Annotated in this window: 13 protein-coding genes; 8 read left to right on the top strand and 5 right to left on the bottom strand. The window is 72.4% G+C overall.

Features of this window, described 5'->3' with window-relative positions:
- Together RT054_RS13630 and RT054_RS13625 are read left to right on the top strand one after the other, a co-directional pair.
- On the top strand, positions 1 to 230 hold a 230-nt coding region (locus RT054_RS13630; protein WP_313024529.1), incomplete at its 5' end, for a methyl-accepting chemotaxis protein.
- Between the two features lie 172 nt (positions 231 to 402).
- The gene (locus RT054_RS13625; RefSeq protein WP_313024526.1) at positions 403 to 1,224 is read left to right on the top strand and encodes an alpha/beta fold hydrolase; all 822 of its coding nucleotides are present in this window, start codon (positions 403 to 405) and stop codon (positions 1,222 to 1,224) included.
- A 122-nt stretch (positions 1,225 to 1,346) separates the two neighbouring features.
- Here RT054_RS13625 and RT054_RS13620 read toward each other — a convergent pair whose 3' ends face one another.
- From RT054_RS13620 to RT054_RS13600, 5 genes are all read right to left on the bottom strand, one after another.
- Positions 1,347 to 2,309: an alpha/beta hydrolase gene (locus RT054_RS13620; RefSeq protein WP_313024540.1), complete on the bottom strand. Its 963-nt coding sequence runs from the start codon at positions 2,307 to 2,309 to the stop codon at positions 1,347 to 1,349.
- Positions 2,310 to 2,524: 215 nt separating this feature from the next.
- Positions 2,525 to 2,938, bottom strand: coding sequence for an SRPBCC family protein (locus RT054_RS13615; RefSeq protein WP_312717942.1), 414 nt, complete (start codon positions 2,936 to 2,938; stop codon positions 2,525 to 2,527).
- Positions 2,939 to 2,994: 56 nt separating this feature from the next.
- Entirely contained in the window at positions 2,995 to 3,756 is a 762-nt protein-coding gene (locus RT054_RS13610) for a 3-hydroxybutyrate dehydrogenase (protein ID WP_313024523.1), read from the bottom strand.
- Between the two features lie 258 nt (positions 3,757 to 4,014).
- The gene (locus RT054_RS13605; protein ID WP_313024520.1) at positions 4,015 to 4,728 is read right to left on the bottom strand and encodes an SAP domain-containing protein; all 714 of its coding nucleotides are present in this window, start codon (positions 4,726 to 4,728) and stop codon (positions 4,015 to 4,017) included.
- 292 nt (positions 4,729 to 5,020) lie between these two features.
- A complete protein-coding gene (locus tag RT054_RS13600) occupies positions 5,021 to 5,419 on the bottom strand; it encodes a helix-turn-helix transcriptional regulator (protein WP_312717938.1) in 399 nt (132 codons plus the stop codon).
- A 402-nt stretch (positions 5,420 to 5,821) separates the two neighbouring features.
- Here RT054_RS13600 and RT054_RS13595 point away from each other — a divergent pair, with 402 nt between their 5' ends.
- The 6 genes from RT054_RS13595 (at position 5,822) to RT054_RS13570 (ending at position 13,352) form a co-directional block, all read left to right on the top strand.
- Positions 5,822 to 6,235, top strand: a complete 414-nt coding sequence (locus tag RT054_RS13595) for a hypothetical protein (RefSeq protein ID WP_313024517.1) — start codon at positions 5,822 to 5,824, stop codon at positions 6,233 to 6,235.
- Positions 6,232 to 7,359 carry an alpha/beta fold hydrolase gene (locus tag RT054_RS13590; protein WP_313024514.1) on the top strand — a complete coding sequence of 376 codons (1,128 nt, stop codon included), beginning with the start codon at positions 6,232 to 6,234 and terminating at the stop codon, positions 7,357 to 7,359. The genes RT054_RS13595 and RT054_RS13590 overlap by 4 nt, the downstream gene beginning before the upstream one ends.
- A gap of 207 nt (positions 7,360 to 7,566) precedes the next feature.
- On the top strand, positions 7,567 to 8,430 hold the full coding sequence (locus RT054_RS13585; RefSeq protein ID WP_312717935.1) for a beta-ketoacyl-ACP reductase: 864 nt from the start codon (positions 7,567 to 7,569) through the stop codon (positions 8,428 to 8,430).
- 298 nt (positions 8,431 to 8,728) lie between these two features.
- Positions 8,729 to 10,255, top strand: coding sequence for a lytic transglycosylase domain-containing protein (locus RT054_RS13580; protein WP_313024510.1), 1,527 nt, complete (start codon positions 8,729 to 8,731; stop codon positions 10,253 to 10,255).
- A 280-nt stretch (positions 10,256 to 10,535) separates the two neighbouring features.
- A complete protein-coding gene (locus RT054_RS13575) occupies positions 10,536 to 12,002 on the top strand; it encodes a hypothetical protein (RefSeq protein WP_312717933.1) in 1,467 nt (488 codons plus the stop codon).
- Positions 12,003 to 12,194: 192 nt separating this feature from the next.
- Positions 12,195 to 13,352 carry a type II CAAX endopeptidase family protein gene (locus RT054_RS13570; RefSeq protein WP_313024506.1) on the top strand — a complete coding sequence of 386 codons (1,158 nt, stop codon included), beginning with the start codon at positions 12,195 to 12,197 and terminating at the stop codon, positions 13,350 to 13,352.
- The last annotated feature ends 132 nt before the right edge of the window (positions 13,353 to 13,484 follow it).

Below are 13,484 nucleotides of genomic sequence, written 5' to 3'. Positions count from 1 at the left end.
AGGCCACGATCGCCTCGGCCGTCGAGGAGCAGACCGCGACGACCAACGAGATGGGACGCAACGTCACCGAGGCCGCGAGCGGCAGTAGTGAGATCGCCCGTTCGGTCGACCAGATCGCCAACCTCACCCGTGAGTCCAGCCGCGGGGTCGACGAGATGACGGCCTCGTTCGGCGAGCTGGTCGACGTGAGCGACGAACTCCGGCAGCGAGTGTCGGCGTTCACCGTCTGAGCCGCCGGCCTTCCGGCAACCGCGACGCCTCCGGGAGGCCACAGGCGTGCGCGGCTCCCGCGGGATTCCCGGCTCCCGCACCCGGCAACGGCCCGGGCCCCGACCTCACGGTCCGGGCCCGGGCCGACACCGTGGAGCGACGTCCCGGCGGGGCGTGCCGCATCGAACCGGGGTGCCGAAAGTCGTACCGACGAGCGTGGGCCTCGGGGAGCGCATCTGGTGGACGACGGCGACCGAGCTCGCGACCGAGGCGCGAGTCGTGACGTTCGCGATGCGAGGTCACGGCCGCAGCACGGCGGAGGTCATCGGCCACAGCCACGAGCACACCCTCCACGACATGTCTGCTCTCGCCGACCACGTCGGCATGGCCCGCCCGGCGGTCGTCGGTTACGAGTTCGGAGGCGCCATCGCGGAACTGTCCGTCGCGCGGTTCCCGGACCGCTTCTCGGCGATCGGCCTCGTCGACAGCCCCGTGTTCCTTCCGGCCGTGGACTACCTGGAGGTGCTGTCCATCTTCGACAGTGCCGACCTGCAGGCAAAGCTGGCGAAGCGGTTCCGGCTGGGGGTCAGCGGCCCCGACCCGGCGTCGCTGGAGGCGTTCCTCGACGAGGGCGCTGCGGCGATGGCCTCGGACTGGAACACCCGTCAGCCCGATGAGGCCGGCGCCCGGGTCTCGCTCGCCCACGACACCCTCGTCGAGCCCTCCGGGGCGTGGATGCGCCGCCCCACGATCGACACCTGCGCCGCGTACGCCTCCCTCGCCACGAAGCAGTTCGCCGTGCCGGGTCGGGAGCTGCTCGCCGAGCTCGAGGTTCCGGTGTGGGTCGTGCAGCCGGCGTCCGGATCCTACGTGCACGGCTTCGACGAGTTCTTCGAGTTCGCCCGCGGCCGCGACCGCTGGACGGTGCGCGAGATCCCGGGCGGCACCGACGTGTTCTACGACGGCACCCTCGCCCGCGAGTTCGGTCCGCTCCTGCGCGACCTGCCGCGCTGACCCCCGAGCGCTCGACTCACACCGGACGACCCCGACCGGCGGTCCACGGACCGTCGCGTCGGGGTCGTCGTCGGTGGGGTGTCGCCCCTGCCGTCGTCGCCGCGGATCTCGAGGGCGTCGCCTCAGTTCTTGACGTGGCTGTCGAGGAATCGCAGGAGCTGGTCGTGGATGGCCGGGTCGGTGAAGAACTGCGGGTCCCCGTGGGACTTGTCGATGATCGTCAGCTCGGTGGGGACCCCGGCGGCCTTGAGTGCGTCGTGGAAGCGCTGTGCCTGCGGGTAGGGCGCGGTGCAGTCCTGGCGGCCGGCGAGCAACAGGGCCGGCGGTGACTGCGGCCCGACGTAGGTGACCGGGCTCGCGGCCCGGGCGGCGGGTTCGCCCTCGGGAGAGTCGGGGTCGGCGCCGACGAGGCGTCCGTGCGAGGACTCCGCGCCCGGTTTGCCGCCACCGCAGACGTTCTTCTGGTCCTCGGTGCGCATCGTGAGGTCGTAGATGCCGTAGACGCCGACGAACGCCTTGACCCGCGCGTCCACCGAGGTGTCTCCGAGAGTGCCCTGCAGGTCGGGCTTGTCGGGCGTCATCGCGGTCATCGACGCGAGGTGCCCGCCGGCGGAGTCGCCCATGAGCGCGAACCGCTGGGAGTCGAGCCCGTACTCGGCGGCGTGGGCACGCAGGTGGCGCACGGCGGCGGAGACGTCCTGCATCGGCTGCGGGAACTTCGTGTTCGGCAGGACGTGGTAGTTGGGTGCGGCGACCGCGTAGCCGTGGTCGAGGAGGAGTTCCTTGGTCTGCACCATCTGGATGTCCTCACCGCGGCCGATGTCGCTCTTGTCGCCCCCTTGCCAGCCGCCGCCGTGCACCCAGATGACCAGCGGGAACGGGCCGGGGCCCTGGTCCTTGGGGAGGAAGAGGTCGAGCTTGTGCTCGGGAATCCCGTCGCCGACGACATCGATGTCGACGCGCTCGGTGACCGGCGTCGCCGTCCCGGAGCGCGCGGCCGACGTCTCGGACCCCGAGGTCTGGGCCGGTGTCGGTGTCGCCGTCGGCGTCTCGGTGGGTCCACCTCCCCCACACGCGGCCAGCATTCCGGCCACCCCGACACCTGCGAGCACTGCGCGCCATCTCATGCGGATTCCCCCCTGAGTCGAACGTCCGTCCCCCGGACTCCTCCACGGTAGGAGATCCCGGGCGCCCACGCACGGACGGTTGTCGACAGCCCTCGGGGCGGGGTGAGGACGTGGCGGGAACGGAGGACGACCACGCCCCGGCATGGGCCGGGGCGTGGTCGCGGCGGTCGAGGTCAGGACGCGGGGGCGTCCTCGGCGATGCGCTTGATCGAGGCGAGGACGTCGCGCAGTCCGGCGCGCACGGACTCGGCGTCGGCCCGCTCGCTCGTGATGCGGACGGTGAGCTCGGCGCCGTCGTCGATCGCGTCGATGTCGAAGCTGCCCCGGTAACCGTGCCGGCCTCCGACCGAGCCCCAGCTGAACGTGCGCCCGGGCGTGTCGACCCGTGTCCACGCGGTGCCCTTGACCTCCACCGTCGTGCCGTCGGCCAGTCGCGGCGTGGCCGTGACCGACACCGCGCCGTCGCCGACCTCCTCGGCGCTGGACAGGCGCGGCATGTAGCTCGGCAGATTGGCGACGTCGGCGAGGTAGTCGAACAGCTTCTGGGGATCGACGGCGACGGCCACGGACTCCACGTACTCGGTCATGGTCGGTGTTTACGCTCGGGGCGGGCGTCGGGTCCAGGGACTTCCGTCACCGCCCGTCAGCTCGCCGTCCAGCCGCCGTCCATCGCGTAGGACGTGCCGGTGATGCTCACGGCGGAGTCGGAGCACAGGAACAGCATGAGGTCGGCGACCTCCTCGGGTTCCAGCATGACCTTGCGGGCCATCCGGTGCAGCATCACCTTGGGGACGACCTCCTCCTCGGACATGCTGTGCGCCTTGGCCTGATCGGCGATCTGCTTGACGACGAGAGGAGTCCGCACGTAGCCGGGGTTGATGCAGTTCGACGTCACCCCGTGCTCGGCGCCCTCCAGCGCGACGACCTTGGAGAGGCCCTCGAGGCCGTGCTTGGCCGAGACGTACGCCGACTTGAACGCCGAGGCGCGCAGGCCGTGGGCGGAGCTGATGTTGACGACGCGTCCCCACTTCTGTTCGTACATGCGGGGGAGGGAGGCGCGGATGAGCATGAACGGCGCCTCGAGCATCACGCGCTGGATCGCGCGGAAGGTCTCGGGCTCGAACTCCTGGACCGGGGCGACCCGCTGGAACCCGGCGTTGTTGACGATGATGTCCGCGGTGATGTCGAGGGAGTCGAGCACCGCGGAGTCGGAGAGGTCGGCGCCGAGGCCGTGACCGCCGAGGGGCTCGGCGACCGCCGCCGCCGCGTCGCCGTCGAGGTCGATGACCGTGACCTCCGCTCCGGCGGCGCCGAGTGCCTGGGCGCAGGCGAGGCCGATGCCGCTCACACCCCCCGTGACGATCGCGGTGCGGCCGGAGAGGTCGAGGTTGATGAGGGCGCTCATGTCGAAGTCCGTTCTGGAGAGGGGTCTACCCGCGGCCGATGCTAGGCGTTTCCGCCTCCGTTGCGGGGCGCACGGGCAGGCCGGTGCGGTGGGGGGATCGGCGGCGACGACGACCGGGGGCCCACCGTGCTGGTGGACCCCCGGGTCGTGTGCGTCGTGCGGTGACGGCCGGCGTGCCGTTCACCCTCGAGCCGGTGTCTCAGGACGTCGCGTGAGCGGCTCGAGCTGTCGACGTGGTGCTCAGGCGGACGATGCTGCTCAGGCCTTGGCGTCGGCCTCGCGGAGACGCGCACGGAGCTCGTCGAGCGAACCGGTCGTGTCGAGCCCGCGGGAGGAGAGCTCGGACTTGAGCTGCGCGGTGTTCATGAGGTTGAAGTTGCGCTTGACCTGCGCGCTGGCGGCCTCGGTGGCGCGCTCGGTGTTCTCCGCGGCGGCGTTCGTCATCGCGGCGGTGTTCTCCGCGGCGGCGCCCGTCATGCGAGCGGTCTGCTCGGCGGCGGCCGAGGCGAGGCGCTGGGTCTGCTCGGCGGTGGCCGTGGTGATGCGCTCGGCCTGCTCGCGGGTCGCGGCCTGGGCCTCGGCGACCTTGGCCTCGACGACCTGACCGAACTGGGCGGCCTGCTCGCGGGCCGACTCGGCGAACGTCTCCATCTGGTGACGGGCGGTCTCGGTCATCGTCTTGGCCTGGTCACGCCACGCCGTGTAGAACTGCTCGGCCTGGGAGTTCCACTGCTCGGTGAGCTGCTGGTTGGCGTCGAGGAGCTTGTGTGCGGTCTCGCGCTGGACGGCGAGGGCGCGGCCGTAGAAGTCGAACATCTCGTCGACGGCCTTGCGGGGGTCGACGGCGCCGAACTGCGCGGTGGAGGGGCGGTCGAACTGCTTGGAGAACTGCGAGGTCATGGCGTCCACGGCGGAGAACCAGTTCTCCTGCATCTTGCGGGTGGCCTCGAGGTACTGCTCGGTGATCGACATGGCTGAACCTTTCGGGCGGAGGGATCGGACAACGCCGAGAACCGGCGCTCTGCTTGAAATAGTACGCACCGCCCGATTGGGATGTCAATCACCTCGAGGTCGCCGACGCGACGTCCATGTCGCCGACGCGACGTCCATGCGGAATGCGGGAACGAGACGACCCCCATGTCCCCGCGAGGCCACGCACCCCTCTCGCTCGAACCGGAGGGGCGGTGCGAGACCGGAGGGCGTGCCGTCCGGTGTCAGCGCTCTCCTGCGGTTCGAGGTGGGATGGAACGAGGCGGGCGGACCCTCACGCGGACTGGTGGCGCTCGACGAACGTGCGATAGAGGGCGAGGAGTGCCTGCTTCTCGTCGTCGGTGAGCGCCTCGTCGGCCTCGACGGCCTCGACGACCGCGGGGGAGGGCCGGGTCTCCTCGGTGCCGTTCTGGCCGCCGGCGCGGCGGAGGTTGCTCGCCCCGGTCGACATCACCCCCGCCTGGGCGAGGAGGTGTTCGGTGGAGATGTCGAGGGCGTCGGCGATGGAGCCGAGCACCTTGAGGGAGGGCTGGTGCAGCCCCCGTTCCACCTGGCTCAGGTAGGCGTTGGACACGTTCGAGAGTCCCGCGAGCTGGCGCAGGGAGAGGTCGGCGAGCTGCCGCTGGGCCCGGATGTAGGACCCCAGGACCGACGGCGGCTTCTGCTCGGACATCTCGTGCTCCTCGTGCGGTGGTGGCTCGGGCGCTGGTGACCCCTGCTCCCAGGGTAGGCGGCGCGACAGCCCCTGCAGGGGTCGGTCGATGTCGCGCGGAGCACGGTCGCGGCCCGGCGTCCGGTGCGTGGCCCACGCCGGGGCCGGGCCGGGCCGCGGGACGGGTCGCGGGGCGCGCCGACCCCGTGGCGGGCGCGGCATGGCGCGGGTGTGTGGACGGGCCGGCGGCGAGGGGCGGCCGGGGCGACCGTTCGCCGATGAACTGCGCCGTTCATGAATCCGGCGACGTGATCGGGCTCACGGCCGGTCGACCTGCGCTACTGTCGTGGGAAGTGTCGGGGATCACATCCATGCAGGCCCGGCACGCCAGGCACCGTCGACCAATGACAAGCGAGGACCGTGATGGCCCAGCAGGATTCGGCCGAGCAGAAGCTGCGCGAGGCGTACGACAAGTCCGAGAAGCAGATGTCGCGCGCCGCCGACCAGCTCGTCACGAGTCAGGGCTTCGCCGAGGCTCTGGCCATGGTGACCAGCAACGTCGTGGCGATGAGCCGCATCGCCTCCATCGGTATGGACCAGGTGGTCCGCGCCACCAGGTTCGCCGGACAGCGCGACCTCGCCCGGCTCGGTTCCCAGCTCAATCGCACCGAGGACAAGCTCGAGCGCGTCCTGCAGGCCGTCGAGCAGCTCGAGGACGAACTGGCCCGGACGCGTCAGGAGCGCGACGAGGCCCTGGCCGCGGCCGAGCCGCTGCGCTCCCGTGGTGCGAAGGGGCGCGGTCGCCTGCCCCATGAGTCCGAGGGAGGCGAGCAGTGACGCTCGTGTCCTCGGTGTTGCGGGTGCCGCGCACGCTCATCGAGACGACGAACATCCTGCTCACGACCGACGATGCGGTCATCGGGGCCACCCCCAAGGAGGTCGTGTGGACCCACCGCAACGCGACCCTCTACCGGTATCGCAGCACCGAGCGTCGGCATCCCGTGCCCGTGCTCCTCGTGTTCGCCCTCATCAACCGGCCGATGATCTTCGACCTGCGTCCCGGCAACTCCTTCGTCGAGTACCTCCTCGGCCGTGGCTTCGACGTGTTCCTCCTCGACTGGGGTGTTCCCGGCCCCGGGGACGAGGACATGGGCATCGACGACTACGTCTGCGACGAACTCGCGTGGGCCGTCCGTGAGACGCGCCGCGCGTCCGGCAGCAGCGAGATCTCGATGGTCGGGTGGTGCATCGGGGCCGCCCTCACGGCGATGTACGCCGCGCTCCATCCCCACGGGCAGGCCCGCAACCTCGTCCTGCTCACGATGCCCGTCGACACCGAGGGGTCGCTCTACCGCAACTGGACCGGACGCGACACCTTCGACGTCGAGGAGGTGGCCGAGCTCGGCAACATCCCGGGTCGCATCGTCGACTTCGCGAACAAGCTCATGAAGCCCGTGCAGAACCACGTCACCACCAAACGCCGCCTGCTGGAGCAGGTGCACGACGGCACGGTCAACCGGGTGGGTTATCAGGCCATGTCGAAGTGGGTCGAGGACAACCCACCGTTCGCGGGTCGGGCGTTCTCCCAGTGGATCCGGTGGATGTACAAGGAGAACCGCCTCGTGCGCGGCCGCATGGAACTGCGTGGGCGCCGCGTCGACCTCGGACGCCTCGACCAGAGCATCCTCGTCGTCACCGCCGACGCCGACCACATCGCCCCCCGCGAGTCCACGCTGCCGTTCCTCCAGCTCGTCAACAGCGACGACCTGGAGCACATGGACCGCAAGGGCGGCCACATCGGCCTCATGGCCGGATCCAAGGCCCGCAAGGAGATCTGGCCCGACATCGCCGACTGGCTCGCCGTGCGGTCCCAGGCCGAGCCCGCCCGGCGCCGCGACGACGATGACGCCCCCGGCCACGACTCCGACACCCACGACCTCGGCGACCGTCGAGGAGCCTGACCGACCGACCACCTCGTGACCCCGGGGGTTCCACCCCCGCGGCCACCCACAGCCGTACCCGCGTCAGCCCCTCGGGGCACTCCCGCGGCCCGCCTCCTGCGCCGGCGGGCCCGCCACCTCCCGGAACGACAGTTGCCCGGTTCGACCTCACTGCACAGACGCACAGGCCCCCGCCTACGGGTGGCCGCGACACCCAAGGAGAGTCCGATGTCGCAGACCATCACCCAGGAAACGCAGACCCCGACCGTCCCCGCCGCGCACGAGGCCCCGCCGCGGGGCGGCAAGCTCGCCGGACGCGTGGCCTTCGTCACGGGCGGAACCCGTGGGATCGGGGCCGCGATCAGCCAGGCCCTCGCCCGCCAGGGTGCCACCGTGGCCTCCGGGTACGCGGGCAAGACCGAACGCGCCCAGGACTTCCTCCACGACCTGCAGAGCGCCTGGGCCGGTCACGAGACGGAGTTCTCGATCCACCAGGGCAACATCGGCAACCCCGAGGACTGCCGCCGCACCATCGCCGAGGTCATCGAGAAGCACGGTCGCCTCGACATCCTCGTCAACAACGCCGGCATCACCCGTGACCGCGTCGTCTCCAAGATGAGCGACGACGACTGGCAGCAGGTCATCGACGTCAACCTCTCCGGCGCGTTCTACCTCAGCCAGGCCGCGCTCAAGCACATGCTCGAACGTGGGACGGGACGCATCGTCAACGTCAGCTCCGTCATCGGCGAGATGGGCAACATCGGACAGGCCAACTACGCCGCCTCCAAGGCCGGCCTGTTCGGTCTCACGAAGACCCTCGCCCGTGAGGCGGCGTTCCAGCTCGCCCGCGACGGCAAGCTCGACGACGACACCATCGGTGTCACGGTCAACGCCGTCACCCCGGGCTACGTCCTCACCGAGATGGTCCAGGGCGTGCCGGACAAGGTGCTCGACAAGATCAAGGGCAACATTCCCGTCCACCGTCTCGCCCGTCCGTCCGAGATCGCCCGCGTCGTGCACTTCCTGTGCGCCGACGAGTCCGGGTTCATCACCGGCCAGGTCTGGGGTGTCAACGGCGGCCAGGACATGTGACCTCGCGACGCGGCCTCGAGCGCCGCATGTCGGAGGGCGGGCAGCGCGGCTGTCCGCCCTCCGGCGTGTGGGCCGGGTGACGGACTCTGGGGCGCAAGGCGTTCCGCGGGGCGTGCGTCGGGTCACCGCTCCGCCGGTCGAGGAGCCTCAGCGACAACCCGGTTGGTGCGCCGTCGTCGCGAGGGGGACAATGGAGACCGACATCGTCGTCCTACGCCGGGCCGCGGTGGATGGCGGCCCGTGGGTATGGGAGGCGGTGACCGCCTGATCATCACGCGTGCCCCAGGAGTGGATTTCCATGAGTCGTCGCGACGCGCTGTCGCGTGCCGGTGCCCGTCTGGCCCGCCCCTTCCGTTCCGTCCGCGAAGGACTCACCGGGGGGACGCCGAGGGGTGACCGCGGACGGTCGGAGGTGACGCCGACGACCCGCGCGCGTCAGGCCGCCGTCGTCGGCACCGCCTCCCTCATCGCGCTCGCGCCGCTCGCCGTCGGTGCGCCGGGCTCCCTGCATCTGCCGCCCTCTCCCCGCCCCGCGGGGGTCGCCGCCCCGGCCCCGGCGGGAGGCACCGGTCTCCTGGGTGGCATCGAGGGGCCGGCCTCACTGCCGTGGACGGCTCTCGGCCGCATGGATCAGATCGTGCCCGCGGCCATGCACTCGGGCGCCCCGGGCGCCACCGCCGGGGTTCCCGCAACGGTTCAGGACGCGTACCGCCGGGCCGAGACCGGCCTTGCCGCCACCCATCCGAACTGCCACCTCTCCTGGTGGATGCTCGCCGGCATCGGCTACGTCGAGTCGGGACACGCCAACGGCGGCCAGGTCGATGCGAACGGTCGCGCGCTCACCCCCATCCTCGGGCCCGTCCTCGACGGCTCGACACCGCAGACGGCCGTCGTCCTCGACACCGACCGCGGCGTGTACGACGGCAACAGCGTCCACGACCGCGCCGTCGGACCCATGCAGTTCCTGCCCGCGACGTGGCGTGGCTACGGCGTGGACGGCAACGGTGACGGCGTCGCCGACCCGCAGAACGTCTACGACGCCGCGCTCAGCGCCGGGCGCTACCTGTGCGCGGACGGGGGAGATCTCACCGACGCGACCGCGCTGCGGGCGGCCGTGCTGCGGTACAACCCGTCGGAGACGTACGTGACCAACGTGCTGGCCGCCGGTCAGGCCTACCGCGACGGCCTCACCCCCCCACCGATCTACACCCCGACCCCGACCCCGACGCTGCCCGTGCCGCAACCGCTCCCGTCGACGGTCACGCGGGGGACGATGCCCCGGGACACCTCGCGCGAGACGCCACCGGTGATCGTCGCCGACCCGCCTCGGGCCACGACCTCGCCGTCGGCCGGCACGCCGGCGCCTCGGCACGCGAGCCCCGCGCCGGGTGCGACCTCCCCGACGTCCACGCCACCCCGCACCCCCGCGCCGCGCCCGACGACGGCGACGCCGGGGCCCACGCGGACGACGGGGCCGACGGGGACGACGCCGCCGACGGGAACGCCCTCCCCGACGCCGGAGCCGACCCCGGCCTCGACGACGACACCCTCCGACCCGACGGACACGCACCCCGCGCCGCAGCCGCCTACCGTGCCGCCGAGCGAGTCCCCGGAGACGCTGCGCCCGTGTGCCGACGGCGAGGATCCGTTCCCCGCACAGTCGGAGGAGGAGCAGGACGTCGACCCGTCGCCGAGCCCGACCTGTGTCCCCGACACCGACTCCGAGACCGACGGGTCCGCCGAGACGTCCGACCCCGACCTCTCGGGTGTCGTGCCCTCGCCCGCCTCGACCGACACCCACCGGCGCCACCGACACGATCACTGAGGCGCTCCTCGCGACGTGGCCCATGGTCCGGCCCGGGTGCGTGCGGGACGCGTCGTGGCGCTGCTCGGAGCGCCGTGTCATGATCGGTCGTCGCGACCGTGCGGCACGCCCGAGTGCGGGGGAAGGAGACCCCTGACCTGCGGTCGCGTGTCCCCGCCGACCCCACCGACGCGAAATCGTCACTCCCACGGCTGGATCCGCGCACCACACGCCGGATACGGTATCCATATCGGACGACCGTCCGACGGGGTTCGTGGTGGGGGCGATGATGAGACGACGCGTGGATGCGCAGCAGGGGTACGACCTCCTCGACTTCGACGACGACGAGGGACAGCGCGGTCGGCACCGCCCGGCGGTGCTCGTGGGTGTGGGGTCGGCGGTCGTCGTCACGGTCGCCGCGAGCATGGTGGCCTACACCCTCTCCCGGCCGGTCGACTCCGAGGCCGTGGCTCGCGCCGCGCGGGCCGAGGTCGTCACGTCGCTCGGGCACACGGTGAGCGGCGGTGACGCCGCCGTGTCGCGGGCACTGCCCACGGCCACCGCCGCGCTCGACGGCACCATCGGAGCGCCTCGCGGGCTCGCCGCCGGCGGCCGGGATGTCGTTCCCCCTCGGGTCCTGCAGGCCTACCGCTCCGCCGAGACTCGTCTCGCGACCGACTCGCCCGGATGCAAGCTGCCCTGGTGGGTGCTCGCCGGCATCGGCAAGGTGCAGTCCGATCACGCCGCCGAGGGCCAGGTCGACGAGAACGGCACGGCGACGGTCCGCATCGTCGGGCCACGCCTGGACGGCACGGCCGTCGGCACGGTCACGGTCCGGGACACCGACAAGGGCACCCTCGACGGCGATCTCACCTTCGACCGCGGGGTGGGGCCCATGCTCCTCGTTCCCCAGACGTGGGCCGCCATCGGCCGCGACGGCGACGGGGACGGGCACACCGACGTCGCCGACGCCGACGACGCCGCGCTCTCGGTGGGCACGCTCCTGTGCTCGGCGGGCGGCGACCTCACGACGCCCGAGGGTCTCGCCCAGGGTCTCGTGCGCATGGACGACAGCGAGGGGTTCCCCGGCAGCGTCCTCCCCTGGGTCGCGCACTATCGGAGCACGGGGGCGACCGCGGCCGGTCGGACGGCGACCTCCGCGCCCGGCACGCCCTCTGCCTCGGCGCCCGCCGGAGGTCCCGCCCCCGAGCCGGGCCGCCGCCTGCCGGAGGCGCCCGACACGCCCACGGACGGGCCCGGCTTCACGACTCAGCCCACGACCGCGCCGCCGTCGACGACACCGCCGCAGGTGACGCCCCGACCCATCACGCCCAGGCCCACGACCACGCCCCGGCCGGGAACGCCCGCGCCGAAGCCGGCTCCGGCCAAGCCCGCGAACCCCGCCCCCGTCAAGCCGGCACCCGCGAAGCCGAGCCCGGTCAAGCCCACCCCGGCCCGTCCGACGCCGGTCAAGCCCTCCCCGGCCGACCCGACGCCTCCGAAACCGGCCCCGGCACCTCCGCCCCCGGCGGACAACCCTCCCCCGCCCGCTCCGAAGCCGCCGCCACCGCCCGCCGACCCTCCGCCCGCGAAGCCGCAGGATCCGACGCCTGCGGAGCCGCCTGCCTCATCGAACGGTGGCGGCTCGACGGGCGAGTCGGTCTCCACCCCCACCGGGGAGCGCACCGCCCGGGGCAACGGAAACGGCAACGGTCGCGGCACCTCCACGCCGGCCGGGGACAGCACCGGCTCCGCTCCCGCCGCCTGATCGTCGGTACCCCGACCGTCGCGGGGTCGGCAGACCTCGTCGCGGTCGGGGTCGAGGCGTCGGCGACCTGCGCGGGCCACCCCGAGGCCGTGGGCGCGGCGTCGGTCGGGGCGCCGCCCGACGGTCCGGAGGATCCGACTCCGGGCCGAGGGAGTGTCCGACTTCCGCAGGGGTGGGGTGTCGCTCCCGGCCGTGATCTCCGCGACCGTCGCCTCGCGCCCCGTCGACCCCCGGCCGATGACCTCCGCGCTCGCCGACTGGGACCATGAGGACATGCACCCCGATTCCCCGATGCCACCCCCTGCGCCCGGCACCGCCGCTCCCGAACCCGGCGGCCCGGCCTCCGCCACCGAGGTGTGGGGTCCGCAGCCCGGGGTCTCGAGCATGGCGCCGCCGGCCGGGCCACCGTCCGCTCCCGTGCCGCGGCCGGCGCCGCTCCGGCTGCCGCTCATCGGGCACACCTACCCGGAGGTCACGCGCACCCCGCGCCTGCGGTGGTGGCAGCCGGTTCTCGCCTGGCCGGTGGCGCTCGTCCTCAGCGCGCTCGCGCTCGTCGCCCCGATGCTCGTCCTCGCCCTCGTCGGTTTCGCCACCGGGGACCCGGGGACCCTCAGCCGGTTGGAGGACGTCACCGACCCCGTGATGATGACCGTCCTCAACGTCTCGCTCGCGCTCCTCATCGTCGTGTCACTCATCGCGTTCGCGGTCGGTTCCCGGGTGGCGCCGCGATTCCTGCACTCCGTCGAGGGGCGGCTGCGCCTGGGCTGGTTGCTGCGGTGCATGCTCGTGCTGTTGCCGCTGTACGCCCTCTACGTGGGCGGGGCCTGGTTCCTCGCCGGCGCCGAGACCCGGCCGCGGCCCGAGGGGTGGCTGTGGTTGTTGCTCATCACCCTCGTGCTCACCCCGTTCCAGGCCGCCGGTGAGGAGTACCTCTTCCGTGGGTTCGTCGTCACGACGATCGGCTCCCTGTTCACCCGGCCGGTCGTCGGGCTCGTCGTCGCGGGTGTCGTGTCGAGCGCGCTGTTCGCGGCCGCCCACGGCTCGACCGACCCGTGGATCGTCATCGACCTCGCGGCCATGGCCGCCGGGTGCTGCTACCTCGTCTGGCGCACCGGAGGACTCGAGGCCGCGGTCGCGCTTCACACCGTCAACAACATCGTCGTCGGTGTGGTCGGCATCTTCAGCGGCACGGTCGCCGAGGGGTACGTCGATTCGTCGACGACCTCGACCCCGCTCGACGCCGTCACCTCGGTGGCGTGGACGGTCATCGTCGTCGCCATCCTCGATCACCAGTCCCGCCGAGTCGGCCTCGTGCGAACCGTGCCGGAGTCGGTCGGCGCCCGGCCCTGACGCGGGCGGGTGTCACGCACCCGGTGCCTCGCGGTGCTCGTGGGCCCCGGGCACCTCGGGAGTCCAACGAGGACCACCGTCGACGCGGGCCGGGCCGCGAGAGGTGCGCCCGCTGCGCCGGTGGGCTCCTGT

Origin of the sequence: Mobilicoccus sp. (assembly GCF_032060985.1) — a bacterium.
Taxonomy (GTDB): Bacteria; Actinomycetota; Actinomycetes; order Actinomycetales; family Dermatophilaceae; genus Mobilicoccus.
The sequence above is the reverse complement of the archived record's forward strand: the minus strand, read 5'-3'. Positions and strand labels throughout refer to the sequence as shown.

Bases quoted from the DNA above. Each gene is read 5' to 3' on its own strand.
- RT054_RS13620 (WP_313024540.1), bottom strand. From the start codon at position 2,309: ATGCTGGCCGCGTGTGGGGGAGGTGGACCCACCGAGACGCCGACGGCG.
- RT054_RS13615 (WP_312717942.1), bottom strand. From the start codon at position 2,938: ATGACCGAGTACGTGGAGTCCGTGGCCGTCGCCGTCGATCCCCAGAAG.
- RT054_RS13610 (WP_313024523.1), bottom strand. From the start codon at position 3,756: ATGAGCGCCCTCATCAACCTCGACCTCTCCGGCCGCACCGCGATCGTC.
- RT054_RS13605 (WP_313024520.1), bottom strand. From the start codon at position 4,728: ATGTCGATCACCGAGCAGTACCTCGAGGCCACCCGCAAGATGCAGGAG.
- RT054_RS13600 (WP_312717938.1), bottom strand. From the start codon at position 5,419: ATGTCCGAGCAGAAGCCGCCGTCGGTCCTGGGGTCCTACATCCGGGCC.
- RT054_RS13595 (WP_313024517.1), top strand. From the start codon at position 5,822: ATGGCCCAGCAGGATTCGGCCGAGCAGAAGCTGCGCGAGGCGTACGAC.
- RT054_RS13585 (WP_312717935.1), top strand. From the start codon at position 7,567: ATGTCGCAGACCATCACCCAGGAAACGCAGACCCCGACCGTCCCCGCC.
- RT054_RS13580 (WP_313024510.1), top strand. From the start codon at position 8,729: ATGAGTCGTCGCGACGCGCTGTCGCGTGCCGGTGCCCGTCTGGCCCGC.